Source organism: Bacillus sp. 2175 (assembly GCF_057812155.1).
Window position 1 is genome coordinate 1,411,469 of sequence record NZ_CM173819.1, and the last position, 21,275, is coordinate 1,432,743.

Sequence of the window (21,275 nt, forward strand, 5' to 3'; positions counted from 1 at the left end):
CAATAATGATATTGTGCCTCCCCCTTTACATCATACGAATTTTTTGTTCAAAGCTTTTTTTCGTTTGCTTTTCATGTAATCCTGGTAAATCATAAATGACAGCATCAATACCTGCTTCTTTTGCAACATCGACAGGGATGACAGATGTATGTTTGTCACCATTATAAAAACAGAGAACTAAATCAGTGTCTTCAATAATTTGTTTAACAAAAAACATATAATCTGATCGGTAAATGGAGTCAGAAGGATGATCAAAAGCAACATATTCGGCTCCGTGTTTTTTTAAGTAATCAACGACTTCTTGAAATTCATCTGTTATTGCTTGCAATGGTTGCAGCGTGTAAAGGCATAAATTTTGAGCGAGTCTTTCATTCTCAACGAAAAAACGAAGAACCTCATTTTCAATAGATTTATAACATAATATGTAAATTTTATGTTTGTGAGCATAGTCAGTTAAAAATTTTTTAATTTCTTCTTGATCTAATGCTGTTAATTGATTTGAACCACAAAGGAAAATATTCATAGAATTGTGCCACCTCATGCTAAATTGTAACATATCTTTTATAAAAAATAACTGCAAAATATTACTGTTCAGAGTATAATTATAAATAACTGGATTTTACGATTAAGTTTAGGAAGAAATAAAAAAAATAAATAGGTGATATATATGCTACGTTCTATCTCGCATAATCCAATTTTATCGCATATACCGCCTGCTACTCAAATGCCGAAAGAAGCAAATGTCAGGACAGGACTTGCATTTTCGGATAATTTGCATGCAGATCCGAAAAAAGATAAATTACTAGAACAAATGGAAGCGTTTGTCGATAATATTGGAGAAATTAAAGAGAAAATTGAAATGGAATTAACGCTTGATAATGTAATGGAATACAAAAATACAGTAAAATCATTTTTGAATTTTTACGTGGATAATGTATTGCAGTATAAAGATGTCATGTCTCGTCACCCGCGTTACGGATATTCACAGAAAATGACGATTGTGAAACAGGCAGAAATGGGATTGAATGAATTAGAAGATGTTATGAATTTAATTAATACGAAAACAGGACATTTAGAAATGTTAAATCAAATTGGAGAAATCCATGGTTTAATTGTGAATTTAGTCTTGTAAAAGGAAGGAAGCTATATGTACATACAATTATATGAAAAACTCGTTATTATTCAAAAAGCGTATGAAAATATTCAAGCGCTTGGAGAGCAAATATATGAGAATTTAAAAAATAAAAATGTAAATGCAGTTCAAAAGTTGCAAGTAGAGCAATTGCAGTACATTGATGGTTTAAAAGGGTTATCAAGCTCATTTGAAGAAATGGTTGTTCAGTTCTGCAAAGAACAAGGGGTTGAATCGTTTCGTGTAAGTGCGTTATTTTCGTATTTTTCTCAAGAAGAAATTGAAAAAATGGAAGAATTACAAAAAAACGTAACTGAATTAGAAGAGAATGTAAAAATGATTCTTTTGAAAAATCAATATTACTTAAACGTACTATTAAAAACTACAGAAAGTATTGTGGATTCTGTTTCTGAATATAACTTAGAGCGAAACAATAATTCGCAAATCTTTATGAATGAACTATTGTAAAGGAGAAGTGAAGCTTTATGAGATTATCTGATTATAATACACCGCTATCGGGTATGTTAGCGGCTCAAATGGGGTTACAAACAACGAAACAAAACTTGTCTAACATTCATACACCGGGTTATGTTCGTCAAATGGTGAATTACGGATCTGCTGGAGGAAGTAAAGGGTATGCACCAGAACAAAGAATAGGGTATGGTGTACAAACGTTAGGTGTTGATCGTATTACAGATGAAGTGAAGACAAAGCAATATAATGATCAAATGTCACAGTTCTCTTACTATGCATATATGAATTCTACTTTGTCGCGAGTAGAGTCTATGGTAGGAACGACAGGTAAAAATTCATTATCTAGTTTAATGGATGGGTTTTTCAATGCTTTTCGTGAAGTTGCAAAAAATCCGGAGCAATCAAATTACTACGATACATTAATTGCTGAAACGGGGAAGTTCACAAGTCAAGTAAGTCGTCTTGCGAAAAACTTAGATACAGTGGAAGCACAGACGACAGAAGATATTGAAGCGCATGTTAATGAATTTAATCGACTTGCTGCTAGTTTAGCAGAAGCGAATCATAAAATTGGGCAAGCAGGTACACAAGTACCAAATCAACTATTAGATGAACGTGATCGTATTATGACAGAAATGTCTAAGTATGCAGATATAGAAGTATCGTATGAAGCTACAAATCCTAATATTGCAAGTGTTAGGATGAATGGTGTTTTAACTGTAAATGGTCAAGATACATACCCACTTCAATTACAGAAGGATAAAAAGCCAATGTCTGTACAAATATCTGGAACAGATATCCCATTAAGTGGTGGAACAATTTTATCGGCAATTGATACGAAAGCAAAGATTACAAATTATAAAGATAATCTGAATGAGTTTGTAAATTCGTTAAAAAAACAAGTGAATAATACTATGAAGAAAGAGTTTTTTGTAGGAGAAGATGCGAAGAAGCTTGAATTGAATCCTGATTTTATAAAAGATATTTCAAAAATGAAAATTTCGGCTGAAACTGCCAACAACCTTGCGGCTATTACAGATAAAGGCTATAAGGATGGACTTACATATAAGCAAGCCTTAGATCAATTTTTAGTTGGTGTAGCCTCTGATAAAAGTTCAGTAAATGCATATCAAAATATTCATAAGGATTTATTAGAAGGTATCCAGCAAGAAAAGATGAGCATCGAGGGCGTAAATATGGAAGAAGAAATGGTTAATTTAATGGCCTTCCAGAAGTACTTCGTGGCGAATTCTAAAGCTATAACTACTATGAATGAAGTGTTTGATAGTTTGTTTTCGATTATTAGATAAGGAGTAGTCATGTATAGTTGGTAATTGGAAATATTTAAGGAGGAGATAGAAATGAGAGTATCTACATTTCAAAATGCAAACTGGGCAAAGAATCAGTTGATGGATTTAAATGTGCAACAGCAATACCACCGAAATCAAGTAACCTCAGGGAAGAAAAACCTTCTTATGAGTGAAGATCCACTTGCAGCAAGTAAATCATTTGCGATTCAACATTCATTGGCAAATATGGAGCAAATGCAGAAAGATATAGCGGATTCAAAAAATGTATTAACACAAACTGAAAATACTTTACAAGGTGTTTTGAAATCTTTAACAAGAGCAGACCAATTAACAGTACAAGCATTAAATGGGACAAATAGTGAAAAAGAATTGCAGGCTATTGGTGTAGAGATTGATCAAATTTTAAAACAGGTCGTCTATTTAGCGAATACAAAAGAACAAGGTCGTTATATTTTCGGTGGTGATAGTGCAAAAAATCCGCCATTTACAGAAGATGGTACGTACCAAGGTGGAAAAAATGATGTGAACTGGCAATTAAATGACGGTTATGAATTCAAAGCGTTCCGTAACGGAGAAGCATTATTATCCCCGGTTATAAAAACGTTAAAACAGATGAGTGAAGCGATGAAAAACGGTGACCAAAAAGCATTAAAACCGTTATTGGAAGGAAATAAGCAAAACTTAGATGGCATCATTAACCGTACAACTGAAGTTGGTTCGACAATGAACACAATGGAGACGTTTAAAACAATTTTAAACGAGCAAAATGTAGCACTTCAAGAAAACCGTAAAGAAATTGAGGATGTTGATTTAGCTGTCGCAATTTCTGATTTAGCTTATATAAACGCAACATACGAAGCAACATTAAAAGCTGTTAGTACGATGAGTAAAACGAGTATTTTAGATTACATGTAAATGATAAGGAGTGAAAAATATGGCAGGGACAATATCTAATTATGGTGACAGACAGCAAATATGGAATTTAGGAAATAACATAATAGATACAAAGAAGTTAGTAGATTTAGAGTTACAAGCATTGGAAATGAAAAAATCACCATACACTACACAAAAACAAACGTTAACAAATGAAAACAAAGTTTATGCGAGCATGAAAAAAGAGTTTGCAAATTTTGTGCAAGTATTCAAAGATTTAAACACATTTAAAGGTGATGAAAAGAAAACAACTTTATCCAAAGATGGTTTTATGACAGCACAGGCGGATGCTGCTGCAATTCCTGGAACATATACAATTACAGTAGAGCGAGTAGCAGAAAGGCATCAAATAACTACAGCTCCACTTACTCCCCCAAAAACTCCTGAAGGTACGGAGCAAAAGTTTAGTTTAGATTTAAAACTTGGAGTAGATGATGTATTTCAGATAAATGGAAAAGAAGTTAAAATCTCAAAAGATATGACGTATAAAGATCTTGTCAATAAGATAAATAATGGGAATTATGGTGCATCAGTATACACATTAGGGGATCAACTATTTTTCACATCGACTACTGCAGGAGAAACTGGAGAGCTGAAATTAACGGATGGCGCCAATGGTTTTTTACAAAATATAGGGTTAGTTACTTCTGCGAAAAATCCGGATGGAACGAATGTTGTTGCACATCAAGTGACAGGAGCGATAAATGCTGAGTATACAATAAACGGAATTAAAGGAACTAGTAAAACAAATAAGATTGATACAATTCCAGGATTAACTATTAACTTAGAAAAGGTAACTACAGAGCCAATTAAATTAACTATCGAAGATTCAGATATAAAAAATTCGATAGATTTAATCAAAAAAATGAAAGATGAGTATAATAACGCTGTTAAAAGTTTAGATTTATTTTCTGGTGAAAATGGAGTAATGCAAGGGAATAATGTTTCATTTGCTATCAGTAATGCAATGACAAGCATTTTTAAATTTTCACAAGATGATAAGTATTTATTTTCTTTTGGAATTCAAATTGATAAAACAGGAAATATGACTCTTGATGAAGAAAAATTGAAAATAGCTTTTAAAGAGAATCCAGAATCTACAAAACAATTTTTCTTTGGCTTTAATGGTATTGGTCATGATATAGATAAAAAGCTTGAGGGAATCTTTGGAGATGAAGGGATTATCGGAAAACGCTCTAAAAGTATTGAAAAGCAAGTGACTGATTTAGAGAGAAAAATTCAAGATATTGATACAATTAATAAGAAAAAACAAGAATCAATTATTGATAAATATGCAAAGTTGGAAAGCCAGCTAGCATTGCTTGATAGTCAGCTGCAGACAATCAAAGCAATGACAAAAACCAAAAGTGATGATTAATGAAAGTTGAGGAAGTGATTATATGCAAGCATGGCAACGTTATATGCAAAATGATATTATGACGAGTAATCCGATTAAAAATACAATATTTATTTATGAAAGATGTATCGTAGAGTTTCGTAAATTAGAAGAACTTTTAAATACATTTAAACTTCAAGAAGGAGACGACCTTCTTGAAAAGTTAGAACGTATATTTGAAGAGTTGAAGCTTCAATTAAATCCTGATATTTCAAAAGATTTATATGACGGTCTATTTGGTTTATACGATTGGATTAGCATTCAAATTCAAACGATGAAAGTAACGCGTGAAGCAAAAGACATTGATGCGATTGTACAAGTGTTACAAGATTTAATAGACGGTTACCGTGGAGCACTTGAAAATGAACAATGATATTTATCGAACGTTTGTCAGCTGTTTTAATGAAATCGGTGAATTACAAGTGTCAGATGAAGAGTTTGCTGAGAAGAGTGAGATGTTAAATCGTTGGATGATGACACTAGATGAAGAAAGACGTGCACAAGTTGCAGCAGAAGTAAGCCCATTCATTATTAAGGCAGCGCAGCATATTCGTGATAAGCAAAAGATTTTGGAAGAAATGATTATGGAAAATGATGGGCGAATGAAGGCTAATTCATTTTACGGTAAATATTAATAATAACGTCTGGAAACAGATTCCCCTTTTAAAAGGGGGTCTATTCCTTCGTTTACATAAAGAACTCCGCTGATTGAGGTTTCATTTTATGACTGTGATGAAATAATAATTGTAATCTAAATAATAGAAAAATGGACTTTAGTTTGTAGTTTATATATTGAAATGTTCTATAGATTACTATGTGTATACAGTTTTTTGCATTCTTTTTCTATATTTTTGTATTTTTCTAAAGACAACAATGAAAAAATGGAATAAAATATGTAAGGGTACATAATAGTAAATATTTTAATAAACGCATATAAGAAAATAAATAATGAAGTGAAACTTCTATCAGTGGATCATTACGTTAGAAAAGGAAGGGTGTGGAATATGCCAGATTTAGTGAGTGATGTAAGCCATTATATGAATTATTTAGTGACGAAACGAAATACTGTTTCTAGTAATATTGCAAATGCGAATACACCTGGCTATAAAGCACAAGATGTAACATTTGCTGAGCAGATGAATAAAAGTAGTGCGTTATATAAAAATAATGCGGCTGATTTAAAGAGCAATCCAGATTTATATCAAACGAATGAAATGCACTTACCGACAGTAAATACGAAAAATACATATGCAAAGATTCAAACAAAATCAATGCAAACGAATAAAGACGGAAATAGTGTGGATGTAACGACAGAAATGCTAGATTTAATGAAAGCAAATCAGTTATACGGTATTTCAATTAACGCAATTAATACACAATATGCAATTAACCAAGCGGCACGCGGACGTTAAAAGTAGAAGGAGAGACAACGGATGTTTCAGGCAATTAATGCAAGTGGCTCAGGGCTAACGACAGCGAGAAAGTGGATGGAAGTTACTTCTAACAATATTGTAAATGCGAATACGACGGCGGCTCCGGGGGCAGATTTATATGAGCGTCGTAGTGTGGTGCTAGAATCAAACAATAGTTTTGCAAGTATGTTAGATGGGGCTCCTACTAATGGAGTAAAAATAAAAAGTATTGAAGCAGACAAAACGGAAAATTTAGTGTATGATCCGACGCATCCGCACGCAAATGAAGAAGGATATGTACGTTATCCCAATATTGATGTAACTGCTGAAATGACGAATGTAATGGTTGCTCAAAAAATGTATGAAGCGAATACGAGTGTATTAAATGCAAATAAAAAAATGCTTGATAAAGATTTAGAAATCGGCCGAGGATAAGGGGGAAGATAATAATATGAAAATCCAACCAATGTTACATACACAACCATTTGGAGCAATTCAGTCAATTGGTGCACCGAAGACTTCTCAAACACCTGTAGTTGAGGGGAAAAAGTTTATTGATTTATTGGAAGATATGAATCAAACGCAAAACAATGCGCAAACAGCAGTATATGATTTACTAACTAAAGGGGTAGGAGAAACACATGACGTTTTAATTCAGCAAAAGAAAGCTGAATCTCAAATGAAAACGGCTGCTCTCGTACGTGATAATCTTATTGAAAATTATAAGTCACTAATTAATATGCAAATTTAGGAAAGTGGACGGGTGTGTTTAAATGGAAAAGATGAAAAATGTTATCCAATCGTTAAAAACATGGCATAAGTTAGTAATCGGTGCTGCGCTTTTAGCGATTGTAACAGGAGCACTTTTATACTTCACCTTGCCAGATAAATATGTTGTTGTATATCAAAATTTAAATGATGCAGATAAACAAGAGATTACAGCAGAATTATCGAAGTTAGGTGTCGATTATCAATTAGCGGCCGATGGTTCGATTCGTGTGCAAAAGAATGATGCTCCATGGGTTCGAAAAGAAATGAATGGGATGGGCTTACCGTTTAATTCGAAAAGCGGTGAAGAAATTTTATTAGAAAGCTCGCTCGGTTCAAGTGAGCAAGATAAAAAAATGAAGCAAATTGTCGGTACGAAGAAGCAATTGGAGCAAGATATTGTAAGAAACTTTGCGACAGTTGAAACGGCAAATGTTCAAATTACATTGCCTGAAAAAGAGACAATTTTTGATGAAGAAAAAGCAAAAGGAACAGCGGCGATTACGGTTGGAGTGAAGCGTGGACAATTGTTAACAGCTGATCAAGTTGCAGGTATACAGCAAATGATTAGTGCAGCGGTTCCTGGTGTGAAAGCAGAAGAAGTAAGTGTTATTGATAGTAAAAAAGGTGTTATCTCAAAAGGAGCAGATGAAGCACATTCTAGTAGTTCCTCTTCTTATGAGAAAGAAGTTGAGATGCAGCACCAACTTGAAGGTAAATTAAAGCAAGACATTGATGCAACATTAATGACGATGTTTAAACCGAATGAATATAAAGTGAATACGAAAGTATCTGTAAACTACGATGAAGTTACACGTCAGTCAGAGAAGTATGGTGATAAAGGTGTACTTCGTAGTAAACAAGAGCAAGAGGAAAGCTCTACTGCGCAAGAAGGGGCAGATACGAAGCAAGGTGCTGGTATTACAGCGAACGGTGAAGTGCCAAACTACGGTACGAACAATAATCAAAATGGTAAAGTTGTCTATGATAATAAAAATGGTAACAAAATCGAAAACTATGAAATAGATAAAACAGTTGAAACAATTAAGAAACACCCAGAATTAACGAAAACAAATGTTGTTGTATGGGTAGATAATGATACGCTAGTAAAACGTAAAATTGATATGACAACTTTTAAAGAAGCAATCGGAACAGCGGCAGGACTTCAAGCTGATCCGAACGGTAACTTTATAAATGGTCAAGTTAACGTTGTAACTGTTCAGTTCGATCAGCCGAAAGCCGAAAAAGAGAAAGAGCCAGAAAAAAGTGGTATGAACTGGTGGTTATTCGGTGGAATTACAGCTGGCTTATTAGCGATTGGTGGCCTAGTATGGTTCTTATTAGCAAGACGTAAGAGAAAGAAAGAAGAAGAGGAATATGAAGAATACTTAGTAGAAGAGGAAATTGCTGCAAGTAATGAAAGTATCTTGGAAATTCCTGAAGAAAAAATAGTGCCAGAGCCAAAACCTGAACCAGAAGAACCGAAAGAACCAACGTTAGATGAACAAGTGCAGGATGCTACGAAAGAACATGTAGAAGGAACTGCAAAAGTAATTAAAAAATGGTTAAACGGACAGTAAGGGAGGAACAACGATGTTAGATGAAATCTCCTCCAAAGAAAAAGCTGCCATCCTTATTCGTACATTAGAAGAAGGGGTGGCAGCAAAAGTCATTGAATATATGACAGCTGAGGAAAAAGAAGTATTACTTCGTGAAATCGCAAAGTTTCGTGTATACAAACCAGAAACGTTAGAAAATGTACTAGGAGAGTTCTTATATGAACTAAATGTAAAAGAATTGAACTTAGTCACTCCAGATAAAGAATACATTCGTCGCATATTTAAAAACATGCCAGAAGACGAACTGGAAAAATTATTGGAAGATCTTTGGTATAACAAAGATAATCCGTTTGAGTTCTTAAATTCACTTACAGATTTAGAGCCACTTCTTACAGTGCTTAATGATGAGTCACCACAAACAATTGCAATTATCGCTTCTTATATTAAACCGCAACTTGCGTCTCAATTAATTGAGAGATTGCCAGATCATAAGCGCGTTGAAACGGTAATGGGTATAGCGAAACTAGAACAAGTTGATGGTGAGTTAATTAATCAAATTGGTGAGTTGTTAAAATCGAAATTAAATAATATGGCATTTAGTGCAATTAATAAAACTGATGGCTTGAAAACAATCGTAAATATTTTAAATAATGTTTCACGAGGTGTTGAAAAAACAGTCTTTCAAAAGCTGGATGAAGTCGATTATGAGTTATCTGAGAAAATTAAAGAAAATATGTTTGTCTTTGAAGACTTACTTGGTCTTGAAGATCTTGCGCTTCGCCGTGTATTAGAAGAAATTACAGATAACGGTGTTCTTGCGAAAGCACTTAAAATTGCAAAAGAAGAAATTAAAGAGAAATTATTTACATGTATGTCTTCAAACCGTAAAGAGATGATTCTAGAAGAATTAGATGGCTTAGGACCGCTTAAGATGACGGATGCTGAAAAAGCGCAGCAAACGATCACTGGTACAGTGAAAAAGCTAGAGAAAGAAGGAAGAATTATCGTTCAAAGAGGTGAAGAGGATGTCCTTATTTAAAAACAGAATTCCGAAGAATTCTGTTTCTTTTTCTGAAGAAACGTATGAATTACAATTTCCAAAACCAGCTTCAATTCAAATAGAAGAGGAAGAATTACAAGCTGATCATGCAGAACTTCGCGCCCAGCAAGAATCGTTACATATGGAAATGAATCAGCTAAGGCAAGAGAAGCAAATGCTAGAACGAGAGCGGCAGCAGTTATTACAAGATAAAGAACAATTTCAAATGCATATTCATGAGCAACTGGAACAGATGGAAGCAGCGCGTGTGCAATTTCAAAAAGAACAACAAGAAACAGCGTATGAATGGACAGAGTTATTATGGGATCAATCTTTTCATCTAGCAGAAAAAATCGTGAATCAAGCGGTAGATTCACGATTGCTTGATGTGTTACCTATTTTAACTGGCATCGTGCAAACATTGCCAACTTCGTTTGAAAAATTAATCATTACAGTACATCCAGAAACGTTTGAACGTATTCAAGAAGAGAAGGAAAATACGAAAGAATATTGGTTACTACAATTAGTAGAATGGAAATATGATTTCTCCCTGCAGTTTGGTGAATTTGTTCTGGAAGAAGAGAAAGAGTTCTTTAAATTTAAATTTGCACCTATATTTGCGAAACTTCGTCAGAAATGGGAAGAAGAGAAGTTATTTGAGGAGCAAAATGTATGAGCCGCCTGTTAATGAATGAGAACGAAAAATGGAATAAGTTCATTGAAACACCGCTGTATACGAAAGTAGGCAAAGTTCATAGTGTACAAGAACAGTTTTTCGTAGCAAAAGGGCCGAAAGCGAAGATTGGTGATGTTTGCTTCGTTGGAGAACATAACGTCTTATGTGAAGTGATTGCCATTGAAAAGGAAAATAATATGCTACTTCCATTTGAACAGACAGAAAAAGTATGTTATGGAGATTCAGTGACATTAGTTTCAGAAGATGTTGTTGTACCACGTGGTAATCACTTGCTCGGAAAAGTGTTAAGTGCAAATGGTGAAGTGTTAAATGAGGAAGCTGAAAACATTCCATTACAGAAAATAAAACTAGATGCACCACCTATACATGCATTTGAACGTGAAGAGATTACCGATGTATTTGAAACAGGAATAAAATCAATTGATTCTATGCTAACAATTGGTATCGGTCAAAAGATTGGTATTTTTGCTGGGTCAGGTGTTGGTAAATCAACTTTACTTGGAATGATAGCAAAAAATGCAAAAGCTGATATAAACGTTATTAGTTTAGTAGGGGAACGTGGCCGGGAAGTAAAAGACTTTATTCGAAAAGAGTTAGGCGAGGAAGGTATGCGAAAAAGCGTCGTTGTTGTAGCGACGTCAGATGAAAGTCATCTTATGCAACTTCGTGCAGCGAAACTCGCAACGTCTATTGCTGAATACTTCCGTGATCAAGGTAATAACGTATTACTTATGATGGACTCTGTTACTCGTTTTGCCGATGCACGAAGAAGTGTTGATATTGCTGTTAAAGAGTTACCGATTGGTGGTAAAACACTGTTAATGGAAAGTTATATGAAGAAGTTGTTAGAGCGGTCCGGAAAAACACAAAAGGGATCTATAACAGGTATTTATACGGTGCTTGTTGATGGGGATGATTTAAATGGTCCTGTACCAGATTTAGCACGTGGTATTTTAGATGGACATATCGTATTAAAGCGTGAGCTTGCAACGCTTAGTCATTACCCTGCAATTTCAGTATTAGATTCAGTAAGTAGGATTATGGAAGAAATTGTTTCGCCACATCATTGGCAGCTTGCAAATGAAATGAGAAAGATTTTATCAATTTATAAAGAAAATGAATTGTATTTTAAGCTAGGAACGATTCAAGAAAATGAAGAAAATGCTTATATTTTTGAATGTAAAAATAAAGTAGAAGGCATAAATACATTTTTAAAGCAAGGTCGATCGGATAGTTTCCAATTTGATGATATCGTTGAAGCGATACAGCATATAGTATAAGGCCTCTGCATAAGAGGTCTTATTTTTTTGTTTTTTAATATTTCACAGATTTTTTTGGAAAAAAACTATATAATAGAAAAAGAGAACGTTATAATAGAAAGGGGTTATGAAAACAGGTGGATAAACAGCAGTACGACACAATAAAATTGCAAATAAATCAAGAAAAAGAACATATTTTAAAAGAAGTGTATGAATTAACAGCTGAAAAAAGAAAAATAGAACAAAAAAAAGAATATGATTTATATGTTGTGAAATCGCGTAGTAAAGTCGTACAAACTGGGCAACGTATTATGGCTGGTATGCTTTCTTCACATACGTTTTCACCTGAAAGAATAGAAGAATGGAATCGGAAAATTAAAAAAACGGAAGGTTTTATTCAAAAAAATGAAAGTCTTTTAGAGCAAGTAAAAGAAAAAGAACGTGTCATTGATGAGATGTATCAAGAAGATTGCAAAAAGCTTGCGAAAGCACAAGAAAAGCTGGAAGAAAAAATGCTTCTGGATTTGAAAATGTGTATGAATGGATGAGGTGAATGTAGTGATACAGTCTGTATTACCGGTGCAACAAAGTTTACCTCCGCAAAAAGAAAAAGGGCTAGAAGTACAATCGAAAAATGAAGATTCTTCATTTGATCGTACGATGAGAATGGAAAATAAAAAGCAGCCGAAAACGGAGAAAACGAAACGAGAAGAAGCACCAAAAGAAGAGAAAAAAGAATATAACCTTTCTAAACCATCGGTAACGAAAGAAGAACCAATTGTAAAGAAAGAAGAAAAAAAAGAGACAGAACAGTTGTTATTAGCTGTATCTGAGCAAATGGTTGCAATTGAGCAATTACATGTGCAGCCGGAATTGTTATATCAATACATACAAAAAATACAAGAGCTATATAAAGAATATGGCAATATTAAACTTAATGAATTACCTGCAGCTGAATTACAACAATTACAAGAACTTCTTTCAAATATGAATATCAAAAATGCTATATGTTTAGAAGATACAATGCAAATGGTATTAGACAAAATGAAGATGCCAGAGCAAACGATGCAAGCATTGAAGGTTGTAGAAACAGAAACTTGTAATATTGCAAAGAAACAAGAAGAATTTAAAGACGTAGATCTTCCGAAAGCTGAGAACGATGGTGCAAAGGTAGAGTTGCCAGAAGGTGATGCATTAAACGATTCGAGCTCTGCAGGTGCAGAGTTATTAAATAAAACGACGAGTACCGAACAAATAGGGAAATCAAATAGTGGTGCTGAGAAAGTTTCATTGCCTGACTTAGGAAAGAAAATGGAAGCGCAAGTAGAAGCCTTGCAAAAATTTGTAGTGAAACAAGAACGTGTTTTATTTCAGTTAAATCCAGAAAAATTTGGTACGTTAACTGTGTTTATGAAAAAGCATGGAGACCAAATTGATGTTCACGTAGAAATGGAAAAACACGATGCGAAAAAACGTGTTGAAGTCATTTTTGATGAATTGAGGCTAAAGTTAAAAGAAAAAGAAATTAACATTCAAATTAGCTATTCTGATAAAGATGAAAACCGTAAAGAACAGCGAGAACAAGAACAAAGGCAAAAGCAGAAATTAGCAAGTACGCAACATGAGAAACAACAATCAAAAGAATTTGCGGGATTATTGGAGGAATAAAGTGTGCCAACAGTTGGATTAAATACAACGAGTACAAATCATATTCCGTTACAAGTAGGGGCGCAAGCAAAAAATGCATCTGTTAATGGTGTGCAATCGCCAGTTCAACAAACAAACGGAGTATCAGCAAGTAATCAAAAAACACCCGGTATTATGGATAAAGATGATTTCCTGAAACTTTTTTTAGCAAGCTTTCAACATCAAGACCCGTTTAATGCGATGGATATGAACCAAATGATGAATCAAACGGCTCAACTATCGCTTATGGAGCAAGTACAAAATATGACAAAAGCAGTAGATAAACTACAATCAACGATGTATACGACAGCTCTTGATGGAGGGATGAAATTTTTAGGAAAGTATGTTAGAGGTATAAACAATAAGGGAGAGCAAGTGACTGGTCAAGTGGAAACTGTTCGACTTGCCGAAAATAACGATGTACAACTTATTGTTGATAATCAAGTTGTCTCACTTCGTTTTGTAGAAAGGGTTTCAGATAAACCGATAGCAGAAACAAATCCAGAAGATGAGAAGAAAGATGATATAGAAAAAAATGAAGAGGTTAAGCAAAATTAATAAAAATTAATAAAAATTAATAAAAGGAGTGTATATAGGTTATGATTAAAGCGTTATATACAAGTATTACAGGGATGAATGCGGCACAAAATGCATTAAGTGTTACTTCAAATAATATTGCAAATGCACAAACAGTTGGATATAAAAAGCAAAAAGCTATTTTTGATGATCTGCTATATAATAATACGGTTGGTTCACGTGGGGATGGTGCTTATGCTGGCACGAATCCAAAGAGTATTGGTAACGGTGTAAAGTTTAGTGGGACATCAACAGATTTTAGTGATGGTTCTCTTACTTTAACTAGTGATAAGATGGAGACAGCCATAGAGGGAAATGGTTTATTTTTAGTTGGCGATCGTAATAGTGGAAATGTAGAGTATACGAGAAAAGGGTCTTTCGGTGTATCGAAAGATAACTATGTTACAAATACAAGTGGACAGTATGTGCTAGGTTATGGTGTGAAAACAGGAACACAAGAAATAGATTTTTCTTCACGACCAAGTCCAATTCATATTCCAATGGGATCAGCTGTTGGTGGGATTCAAACAGATAAAGCAACAATAGGTGGAAACCTTCCTAGAAATCAAAATGCATTATCTCACGAATTCACAGTTTTTGATGAGGAAGGAAACTCGTTAACGTTACGTGTAAATATTAAACAAAAGACTACAAAAGAGACTGTAGATGGAAAAGAAGTTGAAAAGCCTGTGCCAGGTGAATATACATATACAGTTTCTGTAAGAAATGATTCTAAAAACGAAAAAGAGTTTAAGCCTGTTGAAGGCATGACGGGCGAAAAAAATCTTAAATTTGATACATTAGGAAATCTAAAAGAAACAGATGAATCTGTACAAAAAAATCCAGTAACTGGTGAAATTACTAAAGGTGGAACAGTTAAAATTCCTTTTGGTAAGGGACTGACACTGGACTTAAGTGGTTTAACAAATTATCCGACAGGGAAAACTATTTCTACAACAGAAGTAACGGGGCGTCCAGCTGCAATTGCAAATGACTATTCAATTTCTGACGGTGGTTTCGTTATGATGACATATTCGGATGGTAGTATGAAGGTTGTAGGACAACTAGCTGTAGCTACATTCCCTAATTCAGGTGGATTAATGAAAACTGGGAATGGCAATTACATTGCCACACCATCAGCAGGGATTCCAGGGATAGGTGTTGCCGGTGAGAATGGTGCAGGTAATGTAAGGGGGTCAGCAAAAGAAAGTTCAAACGTAGATTTATCTGCAGAATTCGTTGACTTAATGCTATATCAACGTGGATTCCAAGGAAATGCGAAAGTAATTAAAGTTTCAGATGAAGTATTAAATGAAGTTGTAAATTTAATTCGATAATATATTATAAAGAAAGATTGTAATGTAGTAGAAAGGGTTTTTATTCGTATGACAAGACAAGAACGAATTTTACAATTGCCATTTTTCGAGAATAAACGTGAACTTGCTGAACAAGTACTAAAAATGGAACGAGAAGAGCATATATATTTACCAGATCAATTTGAAATTAAGCAAGTGCCCCCGTATTCATTTGCTGAAAAGAAAGCGATTATTGGTCGTATTCATGAGTTTTATTTCGTCAGTGTTGGCAGTGATGGCGCATGGAAGTATCAACTGTTTAAGGACGAGATGAAGTGCCGTGAGTTTTTTATTACATTATCAGGCATTACGGATCAGCAAATTGCGTTTTGGTTCAACAATATCGAGTTGCTTAAAGGCGCTTAAAAGTGTTTTTAGGCTTAGGTGGCTCGGAGCTGTAAGAAGAGAACTATAAAAATGTACTGGAGTGGTTGAACAATAATCTCTTTATAGCAAGTCAGTACTTTTTATAGTCTGTGAGTTGTGACAATAGGGCAATGAAATGAGAGTATGCTAGTTTCATTTCATATGTTTGTGATGATAGATTTTTATAAAAGGAGAGGTGAGGAGGATGGCGCAAAATAAGTATCGCGTTACATTCATTTCGCCGAGTGAGGTTGAGCAGCGGACTGTAATGGCGGCGAATAGTTTGCCAGATTTAATTCGTAAAGTAGAGAGTATTATTGCAGATCCAAACGGTTATTTTGTAAATGATAAAAAAAATAATTGTTATTTTAAAGTGATTAAAGAAAATGTTACGTTTATTCAATATGAGTTACTATTTTCGGATAAGGAAATTCATATTGAAAAATTAAAACATATAGCACCGGTGGTATTCAAACGATTATTCGAAAAAATAAATGAACCAGAACTATATGCACTCGCACTACTTGATGTTGATATAGCAACGAAAGAATATGTGCTAGCAGAAATGAATTCTGAGCTGAGAATAAGAGTAGAGACGGAGCTTTCGAAAAAATGGGAAGCAATGCCGACAGAAATTGTAGGGGCGCAAGAAGTGTTATTAGAAGCACTTGCTTCGTTTATACAAGATTAATTGTTTTTTAATAAAATGAATTGATCGACTATCTATATTTTTTATATAGGTAGTTGACTTTTTCTCTTTTATAAAGCTTAATAATTAGATATACGGAATTAATGGAAGGGGAGCGACACCTTTATGTCACAAGCACAAAGTATTTTATTAGAAAGCGGAACAAATGAATTAGAGATTGTTACGTACACTGTTGGTGAAAACCTATTTAGTATTAATGTAATGAAAGTACGTGAAATCATTAATCCATTCCCTGTTACAACTGTGCCAGAATCTCATCATGCAGTTGAAGGTGTTGTTCAAGTACGTGGTGAAATTTTACCTGTTATTAACTTGGCAATGGCTCTTAATTTAAAGTCAACAAAGCCACTTGATCAAACGAAATTTATCATCTCAGAATTAAACCAAATGAAAGTTATTTTCCGCGTTGATGAAGTGCATCGTATTCAACGTATTTCGTGGGAACAAATTGATGAACCAGCTTCATTATCTATGGGACTAGAAGAAACGACATCTGGTATTGTAAAACTAGATGGCAAAATCATCTTACTATTAGATTATGAAAAAATTGTATGTGAAATTAGCGGTACTGGTTATGACAATAAATCAATTGCAGGGTTAGAACAAAAAACAGATCGAGCTGAAAAAGTAATTTATATTGCAGAAGATTCAGCGATGCTACGCCAAATATTAGAAGAAACATTATCATCAGCTGGATATACGAAAATGAACTTCTTCAGCAATGGTGCAGAAGCGTTAGCGCAAATTGAAAAATTAGCGAAAGAGCAAGGAGAGAAAATGTTTGAACATATTCACTTGCTAATTACGGATATTGAAATGCCGAAAATGGATGGACATCATTTAACGAAAGTGGTTAAGGATAGTGAAGTAATGAATCGTTTACCAGTCATTATTTTCTCTTCATTAATTACAAATGAATTATTCCATAAAGGTGAAGCTGTAGGAGCAAATGCTCAAGTAAGTAAGCCAGATATTCAAGAGCTAATTGGTTTAGTTGATAAGTTAGTGTTGTAAGAAAAGCACTTTTTTAGCTGGAATAGAGGAACTAGCTATGTGTGGCAGCGGTCAGTGCCTAATAGAGACCCATGCGATGTAAGACCAGAGATATGGAGTGTTTTTTAGGTAAATGGGACGAGATAGCCGCCGAGATAGCTTTAGAAGAAGCGAGACTTCGATTGAGGATTTGAAGACTGGGTTTATAACTCTATTCTGTTAGAGAGAGGAAGGAATTAGCCATGTGTAGCATTGGCTAATTCCTTTTTAGTATTCTATACTTTAAGCTGGCAGAAAAATGAAAGGTTTCTGAGGTGTTTGGCGCTGTATGTATGAAAAATCTTCAAATGAAGATTTTTGATTTGAAAATATAAGCAAACGTATTTTGAGGGTTATTTTAGTAACATTTCGTGGTAACGCAAATTTTTTCGGTGAAAAAACATCCAAAATACCATATAATATAATTAAATGTAATTAATATGCAATTTTACATATTAATTAAAAAACATTTTCCAAATTTTTATACTTTCTATACATTTTTGTATGTTTATTATTTGACAGATAATTTCGAACTGTTATAATATGGATATGTAAAAATTGCTATTTTCTTAAAAGACATGGGAGTCAGATGAGAATTGTGAAAGGATGAGGGGGAGTGGCACAAATTATGTATCACCACACAGCAATTAATGTATTAGGTCTTTTACAAAACATGTCAAATAATAAAATGAACGATATGCAACTAGAGGCGGAATTAAAAAAAATAGAAAAAGAATTCCAAGTAAAGTATGAAGAATTAGTTGATTTACATAATAGAATGGTATTATTCCAAATAGATATAGAAAAAAATGGCGGGATGCGAGCATATGAAAAATCAGCAATTACATGGCTGAAGTCTGAACTAGTGCTACTGTATGAAGTGTATCAATTTTGTCAACGTCACGGTTTAAACATTTTAAATATTTCAAAATACGTAAGTAAAAATGAACTAAATCTTTTTCCAAAAACAGAAAGTCAATTGCAAAATACGTATTATAAATTAAAAAAACGTGAAATACCGTTTGAAAATATTGAAAAACAAAAACCAGGACGAAAGCGAAAATATATACCAGTAAAAGAGACAATCGTTGCAAGAAAACAAGAAAACGAGTACGAATTAAAAGAAGAAATCCAGCATAAAGAGGATGAAAAAAATCTTGTAACAGTTATATCTGGTATCGTTGATAACTTTGAAACAATTAATCAATGTAGTGAAAGGAAAGAAGACGAACTACATCAGTTTATGGAAGGTATTTATAAGCTTTCTAGCATGGCAGCAGGACGTTCTAGAGAAGCAAAGAATACACGTAGTCTAGAAGGTGAATTGCAGTCGTTACAACTAGAAAATGAAAGGCTAAAACGAGAGAAAGAAGAGCTTGTACAAGATATTAAAGGCATGACGCAGCTTTTAATTCATTTCATTACAAGTTCTGATATCGATCAAATTCGTAAATTACCAACTTTCGTACAAGATTGTAAAATGGAATTACATAAACTAGGGCTATATAATGCACAAGACGGTAAAATGAAAATTATGGTTGATCGTAGTGGACAGGTTATGACTGTCACGCAGTAATAAAATTTGGGTACAAAATAAAAGGGAGGTACATAGTTTATATGTATTTCCCTTTTGTTTTGTATGGAATCGTTCCAAAGATGGAAGATGAATGTTTATGATTGTAGTAGTCTAGAGACCATTTGCGGAATTTGGTTCGCTTGTGAAACCATACTAAGTGCAACTTCAGTCAATAATTTGAACTTTAAAAAATCACTCATCTCCTGCGCCATGTCTGCATCTTCAACTTGAGATGCAGCATCTGTTAACGCCATACTTTGACTATTTAAATTTTCAATATTAAATTGTAAACGATTTATCATAGCACCAAGGTCGGCACGATGAAGTGACACACTTTGCAAAGCATCTTCAATTTTAAGAATCGCCGCTCTTGCTTCTTGTTCTGTTGAAATCTTAATGTCATGTTGTGTAGGGGAAGGGGGAATATGTTTCATCATATTTATTGTATGACCGATATCGTCTAATGTAATAGGGCGGTTTTGACCGTCAAATACAGATAAATCATTAAACTCAGTCGTCTCGCCAATATAGCCAATTTGTTCTGTTAAAGACTGAAACTCTTTATTCAGCGAGTCACGATTTTTATTTGAATTTGTACCATTCGCAGATTGAACAGCTAAATCACGCATACGCTGCAAAATATTTGACACAGTTTGAAGAGCAGCTTCCGCCGTGCGAAGCATCGATATCGCATCCTCATTATTACGAATCGCCACGCGCATACCACTTGCTCTCGCGTGCATACGAGTCACAATCGCAATATTAGCGGGATTATCCGAAGCGTTGTTCAACTTCTTACCAGTCGCCAAATGCTCCATTGCAACATTCATACGTTTCTCATTCTCATACAACGACTGCCTAGCATTCATACTTAAAACATTCGTACCAATACGCATAATAGACACTCCTTATAGATTGATAGAGTCGGTATCTTTTGATCTAATAAACAGTTATGGAAGGATAGAGGGGCTTATGCTTATTTACTGTTTGTGTTTTAACATAAGAGGGAATCAAGATAAAAGCATCACGGATACTCTCTTCCACATAAAAAAGAAAGTTTTATAAATAATCTATCTATATAGAAAAAATAAACCTCTCTGCAAGCAGAGAGGTTTATTCAGGAAACTAACTCAAATGGCTTATTGTAATAATTTAGAAACCATTTGTGGTGTTTGGTTAGCTTGAGAAAGCATGCTGATGCCTGCTTCGTTTAAAATTTTGAACTTTGTCATGTTAGACATTTCTTTTGCCATATCAGCATCTTCAATTTGAGAAGCAGAAGCTGCCATATTAGTAGCTTGGCTCGTTACGTTGTTTAAGTTATGGTCTAAACGGTTTAATTGAGAACCGAAAGTTGCTCTAGCGTCAGCAATTTCTTGAATAGCAGTGTCAAGAGCTGTGATTTGAGCTGGTGCAGAAGCTGCATTTAAAGCCTTATCTGCGCCTGTAGCTGTAGGTGTAGCTAAAGTTGCAGTTGTTATAGCTTTTGTATCGATAGCTGTGATTTTCATTGTATCATTTGAAGCGTCAGAAAGCTGAATTGTGATATCTTTCCCACCACCACTTAAAAATGCGTTACCGTTGAAATTTGTTTTGTCAGCAATATGATCAATTTCTTGTGCTAATGCTTGATACTCTTTGTCCATAGATGCGATATCTTTATCGTTGTTAGTACCGCTTGATGCTTGTGTTGCAAGATCACGCATACGAAGTAAGATGTTTGAAACAGAACCTAATGCAGCGTCACCAGTACGTAAAGCAGACATAGCGTCTTGTGTGTTACGTGCCCCAACGTTTAATCCGCCTTCTTTGGCACGCATACGAGTAGCGATAGCTAAGCCAGCTGCATCGTCAGCTGCACTGTTGATTGATTTACCGCTAGATAAACGGTTCATAGATGTATTCATTTTGTCTTGGTTTTGTCGCATGTACTCTTGAGTACGCATGCTGTTAATGTTTGTATTAATTCTCATGTTAAGAACCCCCATTAATTTTT

Annotated in this window: 25 protein-coding genes; 22 read left to right on the forward strand and 3 right to left on the reverse strand. The window is 34.3% G+C overall.

Features of this window, described 5'->3' with window-relative positions; translation table 11 throughout:
- Positions 1–25 precede the first annotated feature (25 nt).
- The gene (locus ACXKY9_RS07635) at positions 26–523 is read right to left on the reverse strand and encodes a hypothetical protein (RefSeq protein ID WP_001020111.1); all 498 of its coding nucleotides are present in this window, start codon (positions 521–523) and stop codon (positions 26–28) included.
- Between the two features lie 144 nt (positions 524–667).
- Here ACXKY9_RS07635 and ACXKY9_RS07640 point away from each other — a divergent pair, with 144 nt between their 5' ends.
- From ACXKY9_RS07640 to ACXKY9_RS07745, 22 genes are all read left to right on the forward strand, one after another.
- Positions 668–1,132 (forward strand): YaaR family protein, encoded by a 465-nt coding sequence (locus ACXKY9_RS07640; RefSeq protein WP_000946323.1) that lies wholly within the window; start codon positions 668–670, stop codon positions 1,130–1,132.
- A gap of 15 nt (positions 1,133–1,147) precedes the next feature.
- The gene (locus ACXKY9_RS07645) at positions 1,148–1,600 is read left to right on the forward strand and encodes a hypothetical protein (RefSeq protein ID WP_000275878.1); all 453 of its coding nucleotides are present in this window, start codon (positions 1,148–1,150) and stop codon (positions 1,598–1,600) included.
- A 17-nt stretch (positions 1,601–1,617) separates the two neighbouring features.
- Entirely contained in the window at positions 1,618–2,916 is a 1,299-nt protein-coding gene (flgK, locus tag ACXKY9_RS07650) for a flagellar hook-associated protein FlgK (RefSeq protein ID WP_001239698.1), read from the forward strand.
- A gap of 51 nt (positions 2,917–2,967) precedes the next feature.
- Positions 2,968–3,831: a flagellar hook-associated protein 3 gene (locus tag ACXKY9_RS07655; protein WP_001266411.1), complete on the forward strand. Its 864-nt coding sequence runs from the start codon at positions 2,968–2,970 to the stop codon at positions 3,829–3,831.
- 19 nt (positions 3,832–3,850) lie between these two features.
- Positions 3,851–5,227, forward strand: a complete 1,377-nt coding sequence (locus ACXKY9_RS07660) for a flagellar hook-associated protein 2 (protein ID WP_000929224.1) — start codon at positions 3,851–3,853, stop codon at positions 5,225–5,227.
- A 22-nt stretch (positions 5,228–5,249) separates the two neighbouring features.
- Positions 5,250–5,618 (forward strand): flagellar export chaperone FliS, encoded by a 369-nt coding sequence (locus ACXKY9_RS07665; protein WP_001149505.1) that lies wholly within the window; start codon positions 5,250–5,252, stop codon positions 5,616–5,618.
- Entirely contained in the window at positions 5,608–5,880 is a 273-nt protein-coding gene (locus ACXKY9_RS07670) for a hypothetical protein (RefSeq protein ID WP_001058085.1), read from the forward strand. Before ACXKY9_RS07665 ends, ACXKY9_RS07670 begins: the two co-directional genes overlap by 11 nt.
- Before the next feature lie 318 nt (positions 5,881–6,198).
- Complete coding sequence (gene flgB / locus ACXKY9_RS07675; protein WP_370445031.1) at positions 6,199–6,657, forward strand: flagellar basal body rod protein FlgB; 459 nt, start codon at positions 6,199–6,201, stop codon at positions 6,655–6,657.
- A gap of 21 nt (positions 6,658–6,678) precedes the next feature.
- Entirely contained in the window at positions 6,679–7,092 is a 414-nt protein-coding gene (flgC, locus tag ACXKY9_RS07680) for a flagellar basal body rod protein FlgC (RefSeq protein ID WP_000484680.1), read from the forward strand.
- A 16-nt stretch (positions 7,093–7,108) separates the two neighbouring features.
- A complete protein-coding gene (gene fliE, locus ACXKY9_RS07685) occupies positions 7,109–7,408 on the forward strand; it encodes a flagellar hook-basal body complex protein FliE (RefSeq protein WP_000701669.1) in 300 nt (99 codons plus the stop codon).
- Positions 7,409–7,430: 22 nt separating this feature from the next.
- On the forward strand, positions 7,431–9,005 hold the full coding sequence (locus ACXKY9_RS07690) for a flagellar M-ring protein FliF C-terminal domain-containing protein (protein ID WP_000413927.1): 1,575 nt from the start codon (positions 7,431–7,433) through the stop codon (positions 9,003–9,005).
- A 13-nt stretch (positions 9,006–9,018) separates the two neighbouring features.
- Positions 9,019–10,023, forward strand: coding sequence for a flagellar motor switch protein FliG (fliG, locus tag ACXKY9_RS07695; protein WP_000883364.1), 1,005 nt, complete (start codon positions 9,019–9,021; stop codon positions 10,021–10,023).
- Positions 10,010–10,699 (forward strand): FliH/SctL family protein, encoded by a 690-nt coding sequence (locus tag ACXKY9_RS07700; protein ID WP_000051684.1) that lies wholly within the window; start codon positions 10,010–10,012, stop codon positions 10,697–10,699. The genes fliG and ACXKY9_RS07700 overlap by 14 nt, the downstream gene beginning before the upstream one ends.
- Complete coding sequence (gene fliI / locus ACXKY9_RS07705; protein ID WP_000088693.1) at positions 10,696–12,000, forward strand: flagellar protein export ATPase FliI; 1,305 nt, start codon at positions 10,696–10,698, stop codon at positions 11,998–12,000. The genes ACXKY9_RS07700 and fliI overlap by 4 nt, the downstream gene beginning before the upstream one ends.
- 116 nt (positions 12,001–12,116) lie before the next feature.
- On the forward strand, positions 12,117–12,527 hold the full coding sequence (locus ACXKY9_RS07710) for a hypothetical protein (protein ID WP_000360855.1): 411 nt from the start codon (positions 12,117–12,119) through the stop codon (positions 12,525–12,527).
- 10 nt (positions 12,528–12,537) lie between these two features.
- Positions 12,538–13,647: a flagellar hook-length control protein FliK gene (locus tag ACXKY9_RS07715; RefSeq protein WP_000616451.1), complete on the forward strand. Its 1,110-nt coding sequence runs from the start codon at positions 12,538–12,540 to the stop codon at positions 13,645–13,647.
- A 3-nt stretch (positions 13,648–13,650) separates the two neighbouring features.
- The gene (locus tag ACXKY9_RS07720) at positions 13,651–14,223 is read left to right on the forward strand and encodes a flagellar hook assembly protein FlgD (protein WP_001143486.1); all 573 of its coding nucleotides are present in this window, start codon (positions 13,651–13,653) and stop codon (positions 14,221–14,223) included.
- A 41-nt stretch (positions 14,224–14,264) separates the two neighbouring features.
- Positions 14,265–15,578, forward strand: coding sequence for a flagellar hook protein FlgE (gene flgE / locus ACXKY9_RS07725; protein WP_000588313.1), 1,314 nt, complete (start codon positions 14,265–14,267; stop codon positions 15,576–15,578).
- A gap of 48 nt (positions 15,579–15,626) precedes the next feature.
- Positions 15,627–15,962, forward strand: a complete 336-nt coding sequence (locus ACXKY9_RS07730) for a DUF3964 family protein (protein WP_000198174.1) — start codon at positions 15,627–15,629, stop codon at positions 15,960–15,962.
- 205 nt (positions 15,963–16,167) lie between these two features.
- A complete protein-coding gene (locus tag ACXKY9_RS07735; RefSeq protein WP_000068297.1) occupies positions 16,168–16,653 on the forward strand; it encodes a hypothetical protein in 486 nt (161 codons plus the stop codon).
- Between the two features lie 123 nt (positions 16,654–16,776).
- Positions 16,777–17,685 (forward strand): chemotaxis protein, encoded by a 909-nt coding sequence (locus ACXKY9_RS07740; RefSeq protein WP_000075943.1) that lies wholly within the window; start codon positions 16,777–16,779, stop codon positions 17,683–17,685.
- Between the two features lie 646 nt (positions 17,686–18,331).
- A complete protein-coding gene (locus ACXKY9_RS07745) occupies positions 18,332–19,279 on the forward strand; it encodes a DNA-binding domain-containing protein (protein WP_000274676.1) in 948 nt (315 codons plus the stop codon).
- Between the two features lie 95 nt (positions 19,280–19,374).
- On the opposite strand, the gene ACXKY9_RS07750 is transcribed toward ACXKY9_RS07745, so the two are convergent.
- Positions 19,375–20,175 (reverse strand): flagellin N-terminal helical domain-containing protein, encoded by an 801-nt coding sequence (locus ACXKY9_RS07750; RefSeq protein WP_001219711.1) that lies wholly within the window; start codon positions 20,173–20,175, stop codon positions 19,375–19,377.
- A 243-nt stretch (positions 20,176–20,418) separates the two neighbouring features.
- Complete coding sequence (locus ACXKY9_RS07755) at positions 20,419–21,252, reverse strand: flagellin N-terminal helical domain-containing protein (protein WP_038413430.1); 834 nt, start codon at positions 21,250–21,252, stop codon at positions 20,419–20,421.
- Between the last annotated feature and the right edge of the window lie 23 nt (positions 21,253–21,275).

What these genes read in the sequence shown, in the direction of transcription:
- ACXKY9_RS07635 (WP_001020111.1), bottom strand. Translation starts at nt 523, where the DNA reads ATGAATATTTTCCTTTGTGGTTCAAATCAATTAACAGCATTAGATCAA.
- ACXKY9_RS07640 (WP_000946323.1), top strand. Translation starts at nt 668, where the DNA reads ATGCTACGTTCTATCTCGCATAATCCAATTTTATCGCATATACCGCCT.
- ACXKY9_RS07645 (WP_000275878.1), top strand. Translation starts at nt 1,148, where the DNA reads ATGTACATACAATTATATGAAAAACTCGTTATTATTCAAAAAGCGTAT.
- flgK (WP_001239698.1), top strand. Translation starts at nt 1,618, where the DNA reads ATGAGATTATCTGATTATAATACACCGCTATCGGGTATGTTAGCGGCT.
- ACXKY9_RS07655 (WP_001266411.1), top strand. Translation starts at nt 2,968, where the DNA reads ATGAGAGTATCTACATTTCAAAATGCAAACTGGGCAAAGAATCAGTTG.
- ACXKY9_RS07660 (WP_000929224.1), top strand. Translation starts at nt 3,851, where the DNA reads ATGGCAGGGACAATATCTAATTATGGTGACAGACAGCAAATATGGAAT.
- ACXKY9_RS07665 (WP_001149505.1), top strand. Translation starts at nt 5,250, where the DNA reads ATGCAAGCATGGCAACGTTATATGCAAAATGATATTATGACGAGTAAT.
- ACXKY9_RS07670 (WP_001058085.1), top strand. Translation starts at nt 5,608, where the DNA reads ATGAACAATGATATTTATCGAACGTTTGTCAGCTGTTTTAATGAAATC.
- flgC (WP_000484680.1), top strand. Translation starts at nt 6,679, where the DNA reads ATGTTTCAGGCAATTAATGCAAGTGGCTCAGGGCTAACGACAGCGAGA.
- fliE (WP_000701669.1), top strand. Translation starts at nt 7,109, where the DNA reads ATGAAAATCCAACCAATGTTACATACACAACCATTTGGAGCAATTCAG.
- ACXKY9_RS07690 (WP_000413927.1), top strand. Translation starts at nt 7,431, where the DNA reads ATGGAAAAGATGAAAAATGTTATCCAATCGTTAAAAACATGGCATAAG.
- fliG (WP_000883364.1), top strand. Translation starts at nt 9,019, where the DNA reads ATGTTAGATGAAATCTCCTCCAAAGAAAAAGCTGCCATCCTTATTCGT.
- ACXKY9_RS07700 (WP_000051684.1), top strand. Translation starts at nt 10,010, where the DNA reads ATGTCCTTATTTAAAAACAGAATTCCGAAGAATTCTGTTTCTTTTTCT.
- fliI (WP_000088693.1), top strand. Translation starts at nt 10,696, where the DNA reads ATGAGCCGCCTGTTAATGAATGAGAACGAAAAATGGAATAAGTTCATT.
- flgE (WP_000588313.1), top strand. Translation starts at nt 14,265, where the DNA reads ATGATTAAAGCGTTATATACAAGTATTACAGGGATGAATGCGGCACAA.
- ACXKY9_RS07730 (WP_000198174.1), top strand. Translation starts at nt 15,627, where the DNA reads ATGACAAGACAAGAACGAATTTTACAATTGCCATTTTTCGAGAATAAA.
- ACXKY9_RS07735 (WP_000068297.1), top strand. Translation starts at nt 16,168, where the DNA reads ATGGCGCAAAATAAGTATCGCGTTACATTCATTTCGCCGAGTGAGGTT.
- ACXKY9_RS07740 (WP_000075943.1), top strand. Translation starts at nt 16,777, where the DNA reads ATGTCACAAGCACAAAGTATTTTATTAGAAAGCGGAACAAATGAATTA.
- ACXKY9_RS07745 (WP_000274676.1), top strand. Translation starts at nt 18,332, where the DNA reads ATGTATCACCACACAGCAATTAATGTATTAGGTCTTTTACAAAACATG.
- ACXKY9_RS07750 (WP_001219711.1), bottom strand. Translation starts at nt 20,175, where the DNA reads ATGCGTATTGGTACGAATGTTTTAAGTATGAATGCTAGGCAGTCGTTG.
- ACXKY9_RS07755 (WP_038413430.1), bottom strand. Translation starts at nt 21,252, where the DNA reads ATGAGAATTAATACAAACATTAACAGCATGCGTACTCAAGAGTACATG.